The sequence below is a fragment of the Pseudomonas sp. NPDC090592 genome (genome assembly GCF_044769185.1).
Classification (GTDB): Bacteria; Pseudomonadota; Gammaproteobacteria; order Pseudomonadales; family Pseudomonadaceae; genus Aquipseudomonas.
In genome coordinates this window covers 45,525-65,382 of sequence record NZ_JBIVXJ010000025.1, presented here as the reverse complement: position 1 = coordinate 65,382, position 19,858 = coordinate 45,525, and the positions used below count along the sequence as shown (strand labels likewise).

The following is a 19,858-nucleotide window of genomic DNA, read 5'->3' as shown; positions in this document are numbered from 1 at the left end:
CAACGCCTGAGCGGAACCCTCTCAATGCAACCCCTCGAATGTGACGTACTCGTCATCGGCTCTGGTGCCTCTGGCCTGGCTGCCGCCGTAACCGCCGCGCATCACGGCCTGCACGTGATCGTCGCGGAAAAAGCCGGCCAGCTGGGCGGCACCAGCGCCTGGTCGGGGGGCTGGCTGTGGGTGCCGCGCAACCCGCTGGCCATCGCTGAAGGCATCATCGAAACCGACGATGCCCCGGAGCGTTACCTGCGGGCGCAAACCCACGCCAGTGAGCTGGACCCACGCCAACATGCATTCCTGCGCCATGGCCCGGAGATGGTGGCGTTCTTCCAGCAGCACACTGCCGTGCAGTTCCAGTCCGGCAGCCGCATGCCCGACATGCGCGACGGCGACGGCAGCGCTGGCGGCGGCCGATCGCTGTGCGCACTGCCCTACGACGGGCGCCTGCTCGGGCCTTGGCTGCACAAGCTGCGGCCGCCCCTGGACATTGTCAGCCTGGCCGGCATGGGCATTGCCGGCGGCCCCGACATGGCAGCCTTCTTCAATGCCACCCGCACGCCCAAGGCGGCGCTGCACGTTGGCAAGCGCCTGCTGCGTCACGGCCGCGACCTGCTGCTGCATCGCCGGGGTTTGCAACTGGTCAATGGCAATGCACTGGTGGCACGCCTGCTACGCAGCGCGCTGGACCTGGGCGTGACACTGCTGACCGACAAACCGGCGAGTCGCCTGTTGGGTGAAGGGCGAGTCAGCGGCGCGCTGTTTGCCGATGGCCAGGTGATCCATGCACGGCGTGGCGTGGTGCTGGCCTGTGGCGGCTTCCCGCATGATCGCCATCGCATCGCACAATTGATGCCGCATGCGCCTGATGGCAACCAGCATTACGCTGCCGCGCCCAGGGAAAACAGCGGTGACGGCCTGCGCCTGGGTGAACAGGCCGGTGGTGTGGTAGGTACTGCGCTGGCGCAGCCCGGTGCCTGGGCACCGGTATCACGGGTACCCCGCAGTGATGGCAGCTTCGGCCATTTCCCGCACCTGATCGACCGTGCCAAACCCGGCTTCATCGCTGTACGCCGGGATGGCCGACGCTTCGTCAACGAAGCCGATTGCTACCATGACTTCATGAATGCACTGTTCGCTGCCACGCCGCAAGACCAGGTACCTGAGGCCTGGCTGATCTGCGACCACGCCGCGCAACGGCGCTATGGCATCGGCTGGGCCAAGCCGTTTCCCTTCCCCACCCGCTATTACCAGCGTCGTGGCTACCTGCAAAGCGGCGCTACCCTGGCACAACTGGCGCAACGTTGCGGCATAGACGCTGAGCAGTTGCAGCGTACGGTGGCAGGCTTCAACCAGCATGCGGCCCAGGGTGAAGACCCGGCCTTCCAGCGTGGCGCGTCAGCCTACAACCGGGCCCAGGGCGAACCGCAACAGGCACCCAACCCGTCGCTTCGGCCATTGTTGAAGGGGCCGTTTTACGCGGTGAAACTGCTGCCAGGCAGCCTTGGCACCTTCGCCGGCCTGGGCACCGACGCCTCGGCCCGTGTGCTGGACCACGCGGGGCAGCCGATACCCGGGCTGTTTGCGGTGGGTAACGACATGCACAGCGTGATGGGTGGGTACTATCCGAGCGGTGGCATTACGCTTGGGCCAGGGATGACATTCGGGTATCTCGCCGGCAAGGCGTTGAGCAGTTCATAGCCCAAGGCGAATCAAACCAATGTCATCGCTCTACCAATCCCCCGCACGCATTGCTTTGCGGCACTATCCGAATATCCACACGCCGATTTTCTGCCCGCCCATCAAGGGTATCATTGCTGCTCACCGGCTGGCTGGCTGCCACCCCTTGAACAGCAAAGCAGCTATCCGGAATACCCCCCATGCGCTGCATCCAGTCGCGCACGGCAGAGGCCCTGGCTCGGGACAGTTCAAGATTCCTGGCGGCATCACCTTGCGCATCCGCATGCCCGGAGATAACGATCAGCCAACCCGGTTGAGCCTTGATATCAACCAGCGCATTGATCAGCAGCCTGGTTGAACCAGACTTCAGCTCTGCACTGCCAGGGTCGAACAGATTCAGACTCTCCAGCTGAATAGGCTCGGGCGTGCGGGGCTCATCGGCTTGTTTGGATGCCCAATCTTGCCAGCCCAGCCAACCCACAAAAACAGAGCAGACCGCTGATGTCAGCAACCACGGCAACACCGCGCGCTTATGCACCGCAGGCTCGACCACAAAGGTGTAGGTCGGTGGTGCTGCGACCATCGTGGCGATCTGAGTGCTTGCCGTAGGCTCGGCTGGTGATGCCCATGATTGCAACGCAAGCGGCATCGGCACATCCCTGCTGCCCGACAGCCGTTGCATCAGGCTGCTGATCTGTTGGCGAAACACCTTCAGCGAAGCCAAGGGGGCGTGACCAAGCTGCTCCAGACGGTGCTCCAGCCGCCCCAGCTCAACAATCAGTTCCCTCAGCATCGTCAAACTTGACCCGCCCCATGCCACCATTCGAACCAGAGGATGCAGTTGAGCAAACAACCAGGCGATAAGATCGAGCCGAGCTGAAGCCTGCACCGGCCACAAGCGCGGCCACTCGTCCGTGAGGGTAGAAAGCAATGCCACCCCCTCGGTCAAACCAGCGAATCCCGTACGGTAGCTACGCGCCAATATGAAGGACACCGCCGTCTGCAGCTCAACCCCGTTCCGTTCGAAGAGCCTCAAGCACAACGCTTCAACTTTTGCCCAGTCAACGTCAGGGCACGCGGGGTGATCGAGCCTGGCCAATTCGCCACGCAATACGTTGAACTCATCAAAGCCGCCTGGATCCCCACCCAGGCGAATCCGCATTTCAAAAAGTGCCGTCATCTGGCCTCCTTGTCCGTTGATCTATGGCCTGGAGAGATAGCCTTCCTGCTTCAGGTGCCGCACAACCACCCTTCCGTCAGGTGCAAGCGTGGTCCCGAATGTGGTCCGGCCACCGCCCTGGACGCGGACCTCGAGTGCGTACTCCAGATGGCCTGGCCGTCGCTGAGTCAGCAACTCGATGCGCACTTCTTCGAGCCGCGGCTCATACCTGCGCAAGGTGCTCACGATTTCATTCATCAAGCCATGGGCCGAGGCCGGCAAACCTTGCAGAACCGTGCCCATGTCCGGCAAGCCATAGTCCGGCAGATGGGCGATTGTGCCGGCCCGGCTGTTTAGAATGCGCTGAAGGTTGTCCAGAACCGAAAGCGTCAGCTGATCATCCTCACTGACCCGGCCCAGCTCCAACTCCCCGCTGAAGTTCTGCAGCAGTGTTTCGTAAAGCGAAGGGCTTGGCTCGATCATAGGTTCAGTCCTCGGTACGCGGGCGCAACTTCAAGCGGTTGTCACCCAGCTCGACGAACCTCGGCAGGTCCGGGTCGAGGTCATCACGCTGCAAGGTCAGCCGCCACGCGTTTTCCTCCATGGCCGGGTTTCGGAACAGGGCGATCACGGCGATGTACTGAGCCTCCCTGCTCATAGGCGTGCTGAGCTGAGCCGCCTCGCCTGGTTTCACCACTACGGCCTGTTCGTTCAGCAGGTCGCCACCCAGCACGCGCTCCCCGTGGCTGACCAGATCATCGTAGGTTGCCCGGTCCAGTGCCTTGTGATCACGCAACTGGTAGACACGCACCAGCACTGGAACAGACAACCCGCCCATCTCGGTGCTGGCAGTATTCATCGCTGACCGGCCGGTAAAATCCAGATGCAGTGTTTTGACTTGCTTGTAGAACAGTCCACGGGCCGTCGAAGCGGTGCTATCGACGACCTTCTGGGTGATGCCACAGCCGGCCAGCAGTATCGCCAGCGCCACGCCCGTGAAGTGTTTAGAAGCGGTACGCCACATGCGCTACCTCCCTGTTGCAAGGATTCAGTTGCAGGCCTTGATAGCGGCCCAGGTTGACTGTGATGGTGTCGGGGTGGGCCATCGCCGCTTCGCCCGTCGGTAAATCCAGTACTGCCGTCATGCCCAACCTGACCTGCGCACGGCCCAGCACCGGAACGGGCAACAGGCGCAGCGGAATCGACAGCTGTAGCTTTGCCGTACAGCGCCAGCCCAGGTACACCTCCAACAACACCCGCAAGTCGAGCAGCAGCTGACCACCAGGCAGCCACTCACGCGCCTCTTGCGGGTCATCGGTATGCAGCAGCAGGCGCAACTGGCTGTTCGCATCAACTGCGACAGCGCCCAGCGGCATGCCTTGGGAAAGCTTGACCGGGCGCTCGATTGCCAGGCTGGCCGGCCGCTCAAGCACCACACGTCTCGGCCAATGCCCGGTTACATGTGCCTGTGTGCCCGGAGCCAGCAGCCTGACCAACGCTGAAACACCCTCGGCGTTGCGGGTGGGTAAGCGCATTACACTGAGCAACGCCAGGAAGCGTGACATGGGCGTGGCAATACGCTTGGCCGTACCTGGGACCCCAAGCCCGATCAAGCCCAGCAAGCACTGTGAAGTCGCATCATGCGCGCCCGCCTCGAAGGTTGCGGGGTACGAATACTTGCGCCAGATCCGGTAGAACTGGGTGAACAACCGATGGTTGAAGATATCGAGAAACGCCTCGACTGCTTCGTGACCCTCCCGGCGCTGGGCGATGTCGTCCAGATAGGCTGTAGGCAGCGGCGAATCGACGCCGTACAAGCCCAGCAACCGGGTACGGACCGTGAGGGGGCGTTCGGGGTGGGCGTCGTCGCACTCAATGGCCTTCAGCTCACTCGCGGGGAACCCCATACCCGGGTCGGGCCGAAAGCGGACCCCGTCATCACCAGGGTGTGCAGTGCTGCCCAGCGGCGGTTGATCAGCCAGCACCTGCTCCAGCAACTGGCAGAAGCGATACACGTTAGCCGAGGCCACCCGTTCTTCCAGCAGGGGTAATAGCCCGTCAGCCTTCAGCCGGGAATACGCTGACTGTGATGTTCGCTCCATCGCAGGCACCTCCCGGTAGGTTGCAGGATCAACGTCAGTTGCGTGAACAGGTGAATGTCGGCATACAGGGCGAAGAACCGGCTGAGCATTTCACCGAACAGGCAGATATCGCCCTCGCCCGAGAAGCCATTGCTGTCGAGCGTCACCTCGATATCCACGCCACGCAGCAAGAAGCCTTTCTCGAATCGCTGGATCAGGTGGTGCTTGACGTCAACAATGGCTTCCAGGCGACGGCGGTTGGCTTCGCTGCCCGTCCACTCGTATAACGCCAACGTGCCACGCAGTACTTCAGCACTGCTGAGCATGGGCAAGAAGTTCGAGCCCAGATGGCTGAGCACACGCCAATGGAAACGATCACGGTTTGGGGGATAGCACGGCAACGAAGGCGAAGTCAGGTTGCGCGCCTGCAACCCGGCCTGGCTGGACTGCGCGGCAGCGTCGAGCAACGTACTGCGCAGTGCCTTGCGCGGCAGCTGGCCATTGGTTCCGGTAAGGCGCAATGACAGGCTTTTGCGCTTGACCAGCACATCCTTGTCAAAGCCTTCGCCGCCCAGGATCAGCCAGGTGTCATGCAGACCATTGGCGCCCTGCTTGAGGCGTGTATGAAAATACCGCTCCGGGGCTTCGTCGCGGAGCATGCCCCCCTTGTGGCGAAAACTGCTGAAAGGCACGTAGTCCTGACGGACACTGTTGCTTGACCCGCAGACACTGTCGACGGAATAGATTTCCGTGTGCCCGTCCTGCAACCGCATCGGGCGAAGCAGATACTCGTTCTGCAGCGGGTCCAGGTTGAGCGGGTCCGCGTCCAGTGGGAACAAATTGATCACAGGCACCGCGTGTAAACGGATGTGCTCCTGGTTGGGCGTAAAGGCATGCGGCCATGCTTCACAGAGCACGACCTCAAGCTCGAACCAGGCAGCGCCCATTGGCAATGCCATGGCCTCCAGGCCGCACAACGTCACGAACATGAATTTTTCGCGGAACGTGAAGTACTCAAGTAACAATTGATAGCCGCTGAAGGCACTGTCGCCTTTGGGCCAAAGACGGTCATCGTCAGCGAAGCCCTTGGGCTTGAAGTGGCCGTCGAGCGCCTGGCGTTCTGCCTCGCCCGGCATTCGCACATACAGCGCCTGTACCTTCAAGGTAAGTGCCTGATGCAATGCGCTGGCCAATGCCGCATCCGCGTTCAGGTACAGCGGTATCTGAGCAAGGTCCAGCTGCCCCCAATCTGCCATCTCCCCGCACAAGAAACGCAAACGCAGCAGCGCACGCCCATCAGGCTCGTGATCGAGGCGCACAGTGTCGAGCGTGATCGGTTGAAGCGGCAAATCCTGTGTGGTGGTATAGCAGCAGCGGGTACGTTGAGGCCCCACTGGCTGTGACAGCACCTCAAAGCCCTCGGCAATGGTTGCGCTGCCTTTCATCTGGCTGACGTCAGGCAGCAACTCCACGATGGCCAGCGAGGGGATGGTGCGCAGGTAATGCGGCCACAGCAGGCTGACCAGCCCCTCGGTCAGCTCGGGCAGGTCATCGTCCAGCTTTTCACGCAGGCGCCCCATCAGGAACGCGAAGCCCTCGAACAGGCGCTCCACATAGGGGTCGTGCGCACCAGGCTTATCCATGTTCAGCTGCGCCGCGCGGTCCGGAAACGCCTGGGCAAATTCTTTACCCGCTTCGCGCAGGTAGCGCATTTCGGCATCGAAGTACCGTAGGGTGAGGTTGTCTTTATTCAAAACAGGGTCCTGATCAATGTGGGTTAGCCGCACAGCACCGCAGCACGTACCGGGTCAATGGCTACCAGCGCCGCCAAATGGTGCTCCATCTGCCGTGCCAGGGCCGGCCGGTCGGCGTCGTTGCGCTGGGCTTTCAGCCGTAGCAGCTTGAGCAGGCGCGCCTTGACCTCGAAGATCAGGTCAGGCTCCCAGTCGGCCAGTGCGTGGCGGTGCGCGGCGGCATCCAGTTCAGTGAACAAATGAATGGCCAGTTCGGCCTTGCCGTACTGCTCAGCCACCCGGGCCATCAACAGGCGCAGCAACCAGCGTTGCCGCCCCGCGTGGGCATCAGGCCGGCTTGCCAGCCAGGCCAGCGCCGGCTCGACACCCTCGGCATCGGCTTGTGCCAGTGCCTCGGGTTCCAGCGCGAGGATTTCGCAGGTTGCCGCCGTGGTTGCAGAAGCTGCAGCAGGTAGCCACTGCGCGGTGCGGCTATCGCTGACGTGCTGGTTGATCCAGTCGCGTGTGGTTTCATCCGCGAAGGCCGAGCCATCGCTCCAGTACAGCGCCTCCAGCCCTGGCAACCGCTGCAACAGCATGTTCAGGTCGTTTTTGACGATCTCGGCCCAGCTACCGTGCGGGTGGGGCGACTTGCTCAAGGCCTGATGCAGATACCGTTGCAGGTCCAGCCAGAAGTGGTTGACGCCCTCGGCATACATCCGCTCGGCCTGCTCGATCAACTCGCTCCAGCGTTGCTGCACGTGCAAGCGTTTGAGCTGGGCACGGTATTCGCCGCGCGGGGGCGCCAGGCGGGTAATGCCCTGTGCATCGTGCGGTGGCGCTTGGTGGACAGTGTCCCAGCGCAGGGTCTTCATCAGCCGATGGGCGGCCAGCCAGCCCTCAGGCTGCTCGCGCAGGTAGCCGGCCAGCTGACGCCCACTGTCCAGCAGGTCTCGCCCGGACTTGATCGCCGACGACTTCGCGCTGGTGCCAGTGTCTTTCGGCGCTGACACATTGCTGGTTTGCGGAACAATCGCATCCACGCCACCCGACACCGCCAGGCGAGCAGACAGTGCGCTGTACAGGCCATCCAGGCGTGGCCGGTGGTCTTGCGGCCAGGTGCTGAAGCCCTGCTCCAGCCACACCAGTGCAGCCACGGTGCGCTGGGTCTCGGCCTTGACCACCTGCGGGTACAACGACAGGCTTGCCAGCACACGGTCACCCGCCAGCCACTCCAGGGCCATTTTCCGGCTGTTTGGGCGGGCCGGCAGGATGCCTTCGGCATAGCGTTCCAGCAGAGCGGCCAGCAGGCTCAAGCCGTCTGCCAGGCCCGGTTCACCATCCTTGTGCAGGCGCGCCCAGAGGTAATACGTCGCCACGCGCAGGTCTTTGCAGGCACGATGCAGCAATTGCTGCGCCAGCTGTGCAACAAGGTCGACGTCAGCGCCGGATAGCCGGTTGACTTCTTCACGCATGCGCTGGAAATCATCGTCATAGCCGGGGTCTTCACCGGCAGGTGCGTCAGCACTGATGGAGCACAACCAAGGCGCCCAGCATTGGCCATGCGCTCGGGCCACGGCGATGGCATCGCTCTGCGGCAGGCAACTGGCGACCAGGCTTTTCAGGCTCATAGCGGGCCTCCGGTCTGCGCGTAACGCGCATCGTCAGCAAGGAAGATGTCCCTGGGCAGGCGGAAGCTGCGCAACTTCAGCAACGCCAGCGGGCCTTCACCCAGCTCGGTACGCAGGTGCCAGGTCAGGCCCAGGCCATCCGGCGCGCTCAGCACCAGCCGAAAACGGCTGTCGCCGTCGTCCAGCGGGGTAACGTTGGCTTCCTCCAGCAGGCGTATCAAACCCCAGGTGCCCTGGTAGTCGGCATACAGCCGTTCGCCGCCATGGATGCCGGTCCAGGTCAGGCTGATACCGGGGTGGTCGCCCTGCCCTGGCCAGCGAAAGCGCTGCCAGCGCTCGCGCTGGTTGAAGTAGTGATGTTTTTCGCCGTTGAGCACGAAGCTGGTCTGCACCACATCCCGCACGGGTTTGCCGCGCAGTTCGAAGCTCATGCCCATGCCGCCGTCGGTATAGAGCACATCCGCCAGCTGGCTGAGCTGGTTGATGGCGTCCAGAAAGGCCGGGTTGAAACGCAGGCCCTGACTTTGCCGAGGGTCGATCACCCAACGGCCCCCCTCTTTGCGCAGCAGGCCACTGAGCTGCTGGTGCAAGAACTGCTCGATACGCCCGGAGTCGGCCCGGATCATCTGCCCGAGCATGGGCAGCGATGCCTCACTGCTGGACGCGGCAAAGGGGTAACGGTTGTCGAATGCGCCATGCCACTCATCGACAATGGCACGCTGCCAATCCCGGTTGAGGCCTGCCGATGAAGGTTGCAGGATCTGTTGCCAGGCCTGCGTCAGGGGTTGCACGAACAACGCATGGGCCACCGGGCCCCACTCGGCGCCCAGGCTTGCGGCAATCAGGTTGCCATAGGACTGCGCATCACTCAGGTCCACGCCCTTGCCTTGGAACACGGTCTGCGCCATCACTTGCGTCATGGCCTGCGGGTCTGGCGCATTGGTTATCTGCTGCAGCTTCAGTCGCACGCTGGTAACGCGGGTAAGGAAGGCTTGCAGGCTCAACTGGTCGCTGCCGAGCCGGCCTTCGGGGTCTTTGCCCAGCAACGCCATCAGCGGGCCGAACGTACTGTCGAGTGGGCCGCTGGAGGCTTGAGCCAGCTGATCAACCCGCGGTGGGGCTTTCTGCCCCACCAGCTTCTGTGCCGACTCGATCAGCGAGTCGGCCAGGGCCTGGCCACGGACACCCGCCTGCCCTTGGTAGCTCAGTGTGTTCATCAATGCGATCAGAGGCGATTGGCGCGCATCGCTCATCACCGTCAACTGGGCAATCACGTCATGCAGGGTGGTGCTTTGCTTCCAGCGCAGGCTGTTGAGAAAGGCCAGCCAGGCACTGCTGTAATCCCTGAAATAGCGCACAGTCAGCCGCGCTTTGAGTTGCTCAGGGCTCAGCTCGCCCGCGACATCGCCCACGTTGTCACTCAGTACCCAGTCGATTTCTTCACGGCGCGCCTGTGCGGCGTCATCGATGGCCGCGCGAACCTGGCCCTCCCAGGCTTCACGGGTGAACACGCCGGGGACGTGACCGGTGCTGGTGAACAGTGCGGTCGGGTCGGTGTCGCCAACCATTTGCTGCAAGGCCATCGGCGGGTAGTGGTTGGCGGCGGTGTCGAGGAGTTGCTGGTACAGCGTCGCCTCGGCGTTGCGTTGGCCCAGCTCAGCGAGCAGTACCTGGCGGACTTGGCCTATCAGCCGGGGGTTGGCCTTGATTGCCCACTCCGGATGGTCGGGCAGGTGCTCGGCGTAGAACCGCCACATGGCTGGCTGCTTTGCGCCCACACTCTCGACCAGGAAGCCTGCATCAGCCTTTTCCGGGCGAGCCAGCATCAGGTATGCCTTGAGCACGTCATAGGCCTGCTGCGCTCGCTCGGCACGTGCCGGGCTGCCAGGGGCAAGCTTGACCAGTGCGGTGAGCTGGCGCTCCAGGTCGGACGCAGCCGGGTCACGAAGCAGACGGTCGTTAGCATCAACATACAGCGGCCAGACTGCATCACGCAGTTCATCAGAGCGGTTCAGGCCAAAGCGTTGATACCAGGGCGCTCCGTGCTCGCTGCGGTAGGCCAGCCGGGACAGTTCGCGAACCAGCTCGCCCAAGGCGTGCATTGGATCACTGCCGGCCTCGGGCTGTTTCAGCGCCCGGTATGCGGCATCCACTTGACGGAGTTCGACACGGTTGCTGGCAAAGGACACCAACAAGCCGATGGCCCAGACAGCCGCCAGCCCGAGCGCCGTGGCGTAGACGATTCGACCTGGGTGCCAACCCAATCTGCGGGGTCGAGCAGGTTGATCACTGACAATGCCAGACCATGCGGGGCTATCAAACCAGTGGCGATCCAACCCCGAGTGACTGATTGAACGCAGCGGCAAACTGAACCACACGCCGCGTAATGCAATCTCACGCTCGCTGGGTAGCGCACGCAGCGCGGGGAGCCAGCGCGCTACGGTTCCGGTCTCGATGCCACGCGATAAGCGAAGCAAGAAGTCGTGACGGGTATCCTTGCGAATTTGCGTCAGGCCCTGTGCACGCAGAGGCGCAACGAGCCGCCCCAGATGCTCGGCTAATTGCGCGGGCGCCAGCCGCGCTGGAAGCGGGCAACCCACTGCTTGAACCTGACGCGTGTGCTGCGCCCACTGCGTGTCGCCGACTTCCCACACATGTAATGGCAGTTGCCAATGCAGCTTTCTCGCAAGCGCTTGTATACGAAAGACACCATCGTTTAGCGTACAGCCATCACCGTCATGATCCTTGCTCAACGCCCAGACCACAGCATCAAGCCCACGCCCCCTGCACAGTGCGCACCAGTCTGAGAACCAGGCAAAGTCAGCCTGTTCGCTACCGCCCCAGAACAACACAACGTTCTGCCCGTTCAACCACCGCTGCTCAGCCAAGCCGGGAGCAATCGCCTCGACGTCGGCCGGCTCGCCAATCACCAATAACAACCGGACCTTCCGGCGCCAGAAGTAGCCATGCCTCGACTTCAGAGTCTCCAGCAACTCGATAAGCCCCGAAGCCGACCCGCGGCGGATTGGAATATCTGCGTCTGCCGGTGGCAACGTGTTATCAAGCACTCGCTGCCGGTGATAGTGATGCCGCTTTAAAGCCAGCAAAAACCCAAATGCCAAATAGGCCACCACCGCAAAAACGATTGTAAGTATTATCGCCCACAGTTTTTGATGGTTCTCCACCAGTCCTATATGGTGCCCATGCCACGTTAACAAAGCGAGTGCGGCGAACAAGAACAAGAGCCAGATTGCCCGGCCCACAAAACTCCATGGTCGTCCACTGCGTGTCATGCCGGGCCTCCTGTGGTGGCAGTGCTGATCCAGTACTGCTGCCCTTGCTCAGCCAACATCAACAAAGGTCGCTGCTGATGTTGGACAATTTCAACGCTTAGTGCCGCTAGCAGCCAAGGACTGAAAGGCCCTGGCAATCCACACAAGCGCTCTAGAACCCAGCTTTTCTCAGGATCCAGGCCAGGGCTTTGATCCATGGAAAGTACCGTCCCTACCACATTCGCCCAAGCCACACTGTCCGCCAGAAGACTGTTCGCCTGGCAAGCGGCCGTTTGCGTTTTGAAAAAGAGCTCAATCTCACTTTCTGCTGCCCCGATATCCAAAGGCATGGGGCGCAGTAGTGCGCCTCGCACCGGCAAACCCGAATCACGCGCTAAATGGTCTGGACATACCAGTAGTCCCGCTAGCCCGTCAGAATACGAAGCACCGCCTTGGGTTTGCAGTACCAGAACCAATGAAAGGTCAGAACTGCCGGCTTTAACAATTTCACTGATCCATTCATATGAAAGATCAGCAACCACATGAAACTCTGACAGCTGCGGCTTACCCGGGGTATTTGCCCAATACTGATGCCAGGTATCACGCAGAGCCTCATATTGAGTAGGCTCCACGTCTGTCAAAACCGTAACGCACAGCTTTGGCCTTTCCGGCAACCCTTTAAGAGCGGTTGAGAGGCCGGATAATAATGCCGTTAGCCCTGCAATCGCCGGCGCCGGCGCCTGGGCCAGAAAAGAAATACGCCGGGCCTGGCCGGAACGCGACGCAAGGTTTGCACCACGTTGCATCAGCGTGACTGCAGAAACATCATCAGGCATCACCACGCAACTCGCCAGCACCGCAATATGGCGCTGTGCCCAGTTCTGCCATGACAGTTGCGCAACCTGCATTTGCTCGTGAACTAATCGATGATGGTTCAACTGACCACCGTACATGTAAGCACGCGTGCCGAACATCAACAGCCACACCCCCCATGGGATGCAAGCCAATAGCCAAACATTCAATGCCTGAAGCTGTGCCAGGTGCCCCGCCCCGTGCAACACCAAGATTAGTAAGCACGCCAGCATCGCCAGGCCCGCGCCCAATAACCATCGGCCCAAGGCCAAAGGTGCGGGCTGTTCAATTGATTCCGGCAAGCGCCGTTTCCATCCCATGCTCAGCCCACCCCGCAGTCAGAGGCACTGGAAATCACCTGGCACCCGCATTCACTGCGACAGCCATCAACCACCAGCGCACGGCCGCCCTCAGACCATTGCTCGCTCCCTTCGACAAGCCGGTTGTTACCATGACCCGGTAGTGGGCAACTCACCTCATCCCCCACCAGCGCTACCGGTTTGCCTCTGACCGTCATCGTGGACGATGCCGAAATCACTTTTCCGCCATGGGTAGTACCATCACCTAATAAAACAAGCCCCTGATACATCGGACAACTCCCCTATAAAACCCGGCCGTGCCTTAAGTTCGTCATAGACAAAATGCCAACCCAACCGCGCCGATGAATGAATGTTTAGCCAGCACACATCGAGTTGCTTATTCAACCGTTAATATTTCACGATCGCGCTCAGCAGCCATGCGAATCGCCTGAAGCTTCTCAAAGTTTGGCCTACTCTGCCCCTCAGTCGAGTTACTGCCATCCGGATAATGAAATATGGCGCGATTACCTTTTCGCTTAATCTTTGGCCCAACTGAATGCACCACATAACCAGAATGAAGGGCAGGTTCAAACTCCACACTTCGAGCGCCCAGCGCTCGATACATAATAAAAATATCACCATCTCCAGCCAAGCTTACAGTCTTCTTATGCCCTCCGATAAAATTCTCGTCTACCCAAGGATAATAGTTCGGCTTGACCTCTACATCACCATCAGCTTTAACATTCGGACCACCGTGCGCCGAATCGCTCTCATCAAACATTACGACAACGCCGCCACCGGCACCAAAAAACACGCCCTCACCGAACTGACTTGTATTTCCGTACTTAACACCAAAAATAATATTACTAAGTTTCCATCGGCAACGCCCCCCACCGTTGACAGCAAGCTCAGTCCGCAAGATATCAGTGTCGCCTTCACGCACAGACTGCACATCCAGTTGCCTATAGCCATCCCGCTTGTATGGATCTCCATACATATCATAAGCAACGGAGGTACACACGGTTGAGCGGTAAAGCGCCTCCACTTCGCGCGCCGCCAACTCACTGGGTACCTTGACCCTTAGGATTACCTTTTCGCCGTCATCGTCAGGAGACAACTCATCACCCCTGGCAGAAACATCAAACGCAAAGGTTGAAAATATAAGCAACACTGTCAACTCACTGACTGTCATAAGCCCCCCCTCAAACCGCAGTTACTTCAACCCCGCCACCATCGCGCCCCTTATTTTTCACTTTCAAGCTCAGCCGCCTTGCGGATTTCCTGAAGCTTTCGAAAGCTTGGTTCGCCCCAGTCCTCAGTCGAGCTACTGCCATCTGAATAGTGAAATATTGTATAGTCACCTTTGCGTTTAACTTTCGGCTCAACAGAACGCACTAAATAGCCGGAGTGGAGGACAGGTTCAAAATTTATACGTCGAGCAGTCAGCGCCAGATACCTAATATAAGGGCTACGCCTCGTAACCAGACTAGCATCCCTTCTATACCCCCCAATAAATCTCTCATTTAGCCATGGATAATAATCTGGCCTGACATCCACATCGCCCTCAACTTTAATACCCAAACCACTACCTGGGGAATTGCTATCATCAAACATCACAACAACGCCGCCACCCCCACCATGAGCGACGTTTTCACCAAACTGGCTCGTTTCCCCATATCTGATGCCGAATGTGACGTTGCTCAGCCTCCATCGACAACGCCCACCCCGGTCAACGGGCAGTTCAGTGCGCAAGACATTAGTATCGCCTTCACGCACAGACTTCACATCCAGTTGCCTATAGCCATCCCGCTTATATGGATCTCCATACATATCATAAGCAACAGAGGTGCACACGGTTGAGCGATAAACCGCTTCCACTTCGCGCGCCGCCAATTCACTGGGCACCTTAACCCTCAGGATTACCTTTTCGCCGTCATCGTCAGGAGACAACTCATCACCCCTGGCAGAAACATCAAGCGCAAAGGTTGAAAATAAAAAAAACACTGCCAGCTCACTGACTGTCATAAGCCCCCTAAACCGCAGTTACTTTAACCCCGCCACCATCGCGCCCCTTATTTTGCACTTTCAAGCTCAGCCGCCTTACGGATTGCCTGAAGCTTTCGAAAGCTCGGCTCGCCCCATCCCTCAGTCGAGCTACTGCCATCTGAATAGTGAAATATTGCAAAGTCACCTTTGCGTTGAATTTTCGGCCCAACAGAACGCACTAAATAGCCGGAGTGAAAGACAGGTTCAAAATTTACACGTCGAGCACTCAGCGCTAGATACCTAATATAAGGGCTACGACTCGTAGCCAGATTTGCCGCCTTTATATACCCCCCAATAAATCTCTCACTTAGCCATGGATAATAATCTGGCCTGACATCCACATCGCCCTCAACTTTAATAGCCGTACCACTACCTGGGGAATTGCTTCGATCAAACAGCACAATAACGCCGCCACCCTCGCCGTGGGCGACGCTTTCACCAAACTGGCTCGTTCCCTCATATCTGATGCCAAATGTGACGTTGCTCAGCCTCCATCGACAACGCCCCCCGGTCAACAGGCAGTTCAGTGCGCAAGACATTAGTATCGCCTTCACGCACAGACTGCACATCCAGTCGCCTATATCCATCCCGCTTATATGGGTCTCCATCCATATCATAAGCAACAGAGGTACACACGGTTGAGCGGTAAAGCGCCTCCACTTCGCGCGCCGCTAACTCACTGGGTACCTTAACCCTCAGGATTACCTTTTCGCCGTCATCGTCAGGAGAAAAGTCATCACCCCTGGCAGAAACATCAAGTGCAAAGGTTGAAAATACAAACAACACTGCCAGCTCACTGACTGTCATAAGCCCCCCTAAACCGCAGTTACTTTAAGTCCTCCACCATCGCGCCTCTTATTTTGCACTTTCAAGCTCAGCCGCCTTGCGCATTGCCTGAAGCTTTCGAAAACTCGGTTCGCCCCAGTCCTCAGTCGAGCTACTCCCATCTGAATAGTGAAATATTGTATCATTACCTTTGCGTTTAACTTTCGGCCCAACTGAACGCACTAAATATCCGGTGTGCAAAACAGGTTCAAAATTTACACGCTGGGCAGTCAGCGCTAGATACCTAATATAAGGGCTACGCCCCGCAACCAGACTTGCATCCTTTCTATATCCCCCAATAAATCTCTCACTTAACCATGGATAATAATCTGGCCTGATATCTAAATCACCCTCAATTTCAATGGCCGAACCACTACCTGGAGAGTTGCTTTCATCAAACAACACAATAACGCCGCCACCACCACCATAAACGACGCTTTCACCAAACTGACTCGTCTCCCCATATTTGATGCCAAATGCGACGTTGCTCAGCCTCCATCGACAACGCCCCCCCCCGTCAACGGGCAGTTCAGTACGCAAGACATTAGTATCGCCTTCACGCACAGACTTCACATCCAGTTGCCTATAGCCATCCCGCTTATATGGATCTCCATACATATCATAAGCAACGGAGGTACACACGGTTGAGCGGTAAAGCGCCTCCACTTCGCGCGCCGCCAATTCACTGGGTACCTTGACCCTTAGGATTACCTTTTCGCCGTCATCGTCAGGAGACAACTCATCACCCCTGGCAGAAACATCAAGCGCAAAGGTCGAAAATACAAACAACACTGCCAGCTCACTGACTGTCATAAGCCCCCTAAACCGCAGTTACTTTAACCCCGCCACCATCGCGCCCCTTATTTTGCACTTTCAAGCTCAGCCGCCTTACGGATTGCCTGAAGCTTTCGAAAGCTCGGCTCGCCCCATCCCTCAGTCGAGCTACTGCCATCTGAATAGTGAAATATTGCAAAGTCACCTTTGCGTTGAATTTTCGGCCCAACAGAACGCACTAAATAGCCGGAGTGAAAGACAGGTTCAAAATTTACACGTCGAGCAGTCAGCGCTAGATACCTAATATAAGGACTACGGCTCGTAACCAGATTTGCATCCTTACTATACCCCCCAATAAATCTTTCATTTAGCCAAGGATAATAATCCGACCTGATATCCAAATCACCCTCAACTTTAATAGCCGAACCACTACCTGGGGAATTGCTTTCATCAAACAGCACTATAACGCCGCCACCCTCGCCGTGAGCGACGCTTTTACCAAACTGGCTCGTCTCCTCATATCTGATTCCAAATGTGACGTTGCTCAGCCTCCATCGACAACGCCCCCCCCTGTCAACGGGCAGTTCAGTTCGCAAGACATTAGTATCGCCTTCACGCACAGACTTCACATCCAGTTGCCTATAGCCATCCCGCTTATATGGATCTCCATACATATCATAAGCAACGGAGGTACACACGATTGAGCGGTAAAGCGCCTCCACTTCGCGCGCCGCCAATTCACTGGGTACCTTGACCCTTAGGATTACCTTTTCACCCTCAACATATGGCAATATCTCATCGCCCTTGGCAGAAACCTCAAGCCCTAACGTTGAACATAGGAACAACACCGGCAGCACCCTAATTCTCATAATGCACCCTGAAGCAAATAATTTGTTAACAGTACGTTTTCTCGCAATATACTTTCGGCCCCGTGGCGGCTTCAAACCTGCGCAACGCATCTGATCCACCGTCAATCTGTCGCGTCACTAACAAGGCCTGACCCAAACGATTTTGCAAATCTAGAAACATGCGATTTCTTTGAAATTCACTCTCAGGGATGCGTTCGCTGTTACTCATCATCTGTTGTTCAAATTTTTCCCTCTGAATTTGCCGGGTTTGTATGCGCTCAGGACTGATCGACTCCAGGAGCTGATTATGAATATAGGGCTGATACTCGTCCATGGAATGATTCCCGGCACTCAAACGACCGCCCAAGTCGGGATTTTTGTAAGGCTTGAAAAACTTATTCCTATCCTCCGCACCTAAAGAGTTAACCAAGCGCTTCTGAGCTTTCTCTGCCTCCAAATCGTCCGATTCATCCAAGCTAGGCACTAGAAAAAGCTTGGTTCTCTCGGGCAATCGGTAAAGGATCCTTGTAGGATACGCCGGCCCGACCCTTCCACCATGGTATGCGGGGAACGGCTTGCTTTTCCGTGCCACGTGCTGCTCAGTCATTAAAAACAATACAATTTCACCATGATGACTATACGGATCGCCAAACTCAAAAAAGATGCTGGCCGCCGCTTTAGCCATTGACCACTTCAGCCCCAAGTTCGTCCCCAACGGGCCATAGAGCTTGTAGAAATAACTATCCAGGTCTGCTTCCGGTGGAACTTGAGGAACAAAATCCGAGTCATTCACATGCCTAAAATGGCGCAACCAACTTAAACCCTTAACAGCTTCAAGCGTAAATGTTCGCGGCATTCCGTACGTATACACCAGTGGATCGAACTCTTTCAGTGAGGCTGCATGAATCAAAGCCAGCGCCCCGCCCAAGCTATGTCCACAGACAAATAAATCACTCCACTCGGCCCTCTGGGCGAAATATTTTCCAAATATTTCTGAGTACGCTTTTCGTGCCACCTTGAATGCCTGAAAAAATCCTGTATGTACACTCCCTTGCGCCACTAGCTCAGGACAAGGCACTCCGATATCACAATTATATTCATTTGACGGTCTTACCGGCCTGAAAGAGAGATCTGTAACAAGATCTTTGATTTTAGTTGGTTCGGTACCACGCCAAACCACCAGCAACTGCGTTTTACTTAAGGCATAAAAAAATTGAGTATGCCCCTGGGGCGGCTTTGCTTTGTTTGTATCCATGAGCTCGGCAGATGTATAACGATTCTTGAATGGCACATCCACAACCAAGCATGGCCACGCTTGGCCTTTACTATCCACCCGCGGAGTACGAGATAGATCCGTACACTGGTGCGCAAAGAAGAATGATACCGATCCGTATACATCAGGCAACTCATCACTGTAAGACAGGATGCTCATTAACCCTAAATTGTAAGCATTTGCCAAACTATAATGTTGCTGGTGGTGCAGGACCAGTGACCAAGCTCGGAACGGACATACTTCCACCACGTGCCGCATGCTCAGTTGTTCATACACCACCGTAAAACCATTAAATTCTGGATCTGGAAAATGAAACTCTGGCAGAACCTGCAAATCCTCTTCATCTCCAAGGCCAGGTAATTGATCACACAACTGACCAATCCGTAAGTAATGATATAAATTACCTTCAGCATGCGCTTGCTTTTCAATCGGTGAAAACCCGGACCGCTGCGGCCCATAAAGCGGAGTAGGATCACCTACTCCCGGCCTTGGAGGCTCAGGTCTCTCAGCCCTGAGCCTGCGGGTTGAAAGCTCCTTGGCCAGCGGATCGGCAGCCAGTTTTAAGCAAATGTCCAATGGATGCAGCCCCTCCAATCGGATCACTCCAGACTCATCACTCTGGCCTGTAAGCACAGGCGCACAACCCGAACGCGTGGCGTCGTTTTCAGCGCGGAAGGGTAAGTTCGCGAGCGGCTCGCCCAACTCGTCCACCAACTGAAATTCGACCCAATGCTGCTTTTGCTTGCCGCAAACAACCTCTTTAATTGGGTTGAGTGTATCGGTTCGGTGCAGTACGTCATTCATAAGCATGCAACCCTCCTGAAAACAAGATGACTATCCCTGGGAAATTGAACCAGCCGTACTACTTGACCCACAAGATGGAGCTATTGGCCTACTGATTGTGGCCACTGGATATTTAATGTATCTAGGCCCTTGCTCTCCCGCACAAACGCGAAACGCAACACTGTAGACATCCGCCGAATGGGCCGCACTGCTCACTTCAAACACATAAGTTTTATCAACTGCTATCACCAGAGGCTTTTCATACACATCAAAACGTTCAACCTCATAGGCGTCAGGCACTAATCCATACGATAAGCAGCCACCTGGCTGCAATATCACAGGAGCCTGCCCGTCTTTAAGCTTTAGCCCCCAAGCCCTGGGACTTCGCGCATAGCTTTCAGATAAGGTGACCCACCCTACAGCGAACGGCCTTTTCGCATCCTTCGGTAAACAGATTGCTGGCTTTCCCTGTATGGCAGCAATATCCGCGAACCTCATATGCCCCTGGGGAGTTGCATTTATCCCGAAGCTGGCCATGCAGCCATAAATAACGGGCAGGTAAACTTTCATAGGTACGATCCGCACTCAGGAGTCAGCGTTATTCA

16 protein-coding genes are annotated in these 19,858 nt (G+C 57.5%); 1 reads left to right on the top strand and 15 read right to left on the bottom strand.

Translation table 11 applies throughout. The annotated features are described in order from the left end of the window. The first annotated feature begins 24 nt into the window (after positions 1 to 24). Positions 25 to 1,698 carry an FAD-dependent oxidoreductase gene (locus ACIQUI_RS20775; protein WP_403202269.1) on the top strand — a complete coding sequence of 558 codons (1,674 nt, stop codon included), beginning with the start codon at positions 25 to 27 and terminating at the stop codon, positions 1,696 to 1,698. Positions 1,699 to 1,720: 22 nt separating this feature from the next. On the opposite strand, the gene ACIQUI_RS20770 is transcribed toward ACIQUI_RS20775, so the two are convergent. The 15 genes from ACIQUI_RS20770 to ACIQUI_RS20700 all read right to left on the bottom strand — a co-directional run bounded on the left by ACIQUI_RS20770 (position 1,721) and on the right by ACIQUI_RS20700 (position 19,280). Further along, positions 1,721 to 2,857, bottom strand: coding sequence for an OmpA family protein (locus ACIQUI_RS20770; protein ID WP_403202266.1), 1,137 nt, complete (start codon positions 2,855 to 2,857; stop codon positions 1,721 to 1,723). A gap of 21 nt (positions 2,858 to 2,878) precedes the next feature. Beyond that, the gene (gene tssE, locus ACIQUI_RS20765) at positions 2,879 to 3,319 is read right to left on the bottom strand and encodes a type VI secretion system baseplate subunit TssE (protein ID WP_403202263.1); all 441 of its coding nucleotides are present in this window, start codon (positions 3,317 to 3,319) and stop codon (positions 2,879 to 2,881) included. A 4-nt stretch (positions 3,320 to 3,323) separates the two neighbouring features. Then, positions 3,324 to 3,860 carry a type VI secretion system lipoprotein TssJ gene (gene tssJ / locus ACIQUI_RS20760; protein WP_403202260.1) on the bottom strand — a complete coding sequence of 179 codons (537 nt, stop codon included), beginning with the start codon at positions 3,858 to 3,860 and terminating at the stop codon, positions 3,324 to 3,326. Next, positions 3,841 to 4,938 carry a type VI secretion system baseplate subunit TssG gene (gene tssG, locus ACIQUI_RS20755; protein WP_403202257.1) on the bottom strand — a complete coding sequence of 366 codons (1,098 nt, stop codon included), beginning with the start codon at positions 4,936 to 4,938 and terminating at the stop codon, positions 3,841 to 3,843. Before tssG ends, tssJ begins: the two co-directional genes overlap by 20 nt. After that, on the bottom strand, positions 4,902 to 6,671 hold the full coding sequence (gene tssF, locus ACIQUI_RS20750) for a type VI secretion system baseplate subunit TssF (RefSeq protein ID WP_403202255.1): 1,770 nt from the start codon (positions 6,669 to 6,671) through the stop codon (positions 4,902 to 4,904). The genes tssG and tssF overlap by 37 nt, the downstream gene beginning before the upstream one ends. Before the next feature lie 23 nt (positions 6,672 to 6,694). Continuing rightward, positions 6,695 to 8,281: a type VI secretion system protein TssA gene (gene tssA / locus ACIQUI_RS20745; protein WP_403202252.1), complete on the bottom strand. Its 1,587-nt coding sequence runs from the start codon at positions 8,279 to 8,281 to the stop codon at positions 6,695 to 6,697. Next, the gene (locus ACIQUI_RS20740) at positions 8,278 to 11,574 is read right to left on the bottom strand and encodes an ImcF-related family protein (protein WP_403202249.1); all 3,297 of its coding nucleotides are present in this window, start codon (positions 11,572 to 11,574) and stop codon (positions 8,278 to 8,280) included. The genes tssA and ACIQUI_RS20740 overlap by 4 nt, the downstream gene beginning before the upstream one ends. Further along, complete coding sequence (locus tag ACIQUI_RS20735) at positions 11,571 to 12,707, bottom strand: hypothetical protein (protein WP_403202247.1); 1,137 nt, start codon at positions 12,705 to 12,707, stop codon at positions 11,571 to 11,573. The genes ACIQUI_RS20740 and ACIQUI_RS20735 overlap by 4 nt, the downstream gene beginning before the upstream one ends. A 20-nt stretch (positions 12,708 to 12,727) precedes the next feature. After that, positions 12,728 to 12,994 carry a PAAR domain-containing protein gene (locus ACIQUI_RS20730; RefSeq protein ID WP_403202244.1) on the bottom strand — a complete coding sequence of 89 codons (267 nt, stop codon included), beginning with the start codon at positions 12,992 to 12,994 and terminating at the stop codon, positions 12,728 to 12,730. A 107-nt stretch (positions 12,995 to 13,101) separates the two neighbouring features. Next, the gene (locus tag ACIQUI_RS20725; RefSeq protein WP_403202241.1) at positions 13,102 to 13,896 is read right to left on the bottom strand and encodes a hypothetical protein; all 795 of its coding nucleotides are present in this window, start codon (positions 13,894 to 13,896) and stop codon (positions 13,102 to 13,104) included. Positions 13,897 to 13,946: 50 nt separating this feature from the next. Continuing rightward, positions 13,947 to 14,729: a hypothetical protein gene (locus tag ACIQUI_RS20720; protein ID WP_403202240.1), complete on the bottom strand. Its 783-nt coding sequence runs from the start codon at positions 14,727 to 14,729 to the stop codon at positions 13,947 to 13,949. Between the two features lie 477 nt (positions 14,730 to 15,206). Then, complete coding sequence (locus tag ACIQUI_RS20715) at positions 15,207 to 15,557, bottom strand: hypothetical protein (protein WP_403202237.1); 351 nt, start codon at positions 15,555 to 15,557, stop codon at positions 15,207 to 15,209. 48 nt (positions 15,558 to 15,605) lie between these two features. Continuing rightward, positions 15,606 to 16,388: a hypothetical protein gene (locus ACIQUI_RS20710; RefSeq protein ID WP_403202236.1), complete on the bottom strand. Its 783-nt coding sequence runs from the start codon at positions 16,386 to 16,388 to the stop codon at positions 15,606 to 15,608. 47 nt (positions 16,389 to 16,435) lie between these two features. Then, a complete protein-coding gene (locus tag ACIQUI_RS20705) occupies positions 16,436 to 17,206 on the bottom strand; it encodes a hypothetical protein (RefSeq protein ID WP_403202234.1) in 771 nt (256 codons plus the stop codon). A 37-nt stretch (positions 17,207 to 17,243) separates the two neighbouring features. Then, complete coding sequence (locus ACIQUI_RS20700) at positions 17,244 to 19,280, bottom strand: lipase family protein (protein ID WP_403202231.1); 2,037 nt, start codon at positions 19,278 to 19,280, stop codon at positions 17,244 to 17,246. Between the last annotated feature and the right edge of the window lie 578 nt (positions 19,281 to 19,858).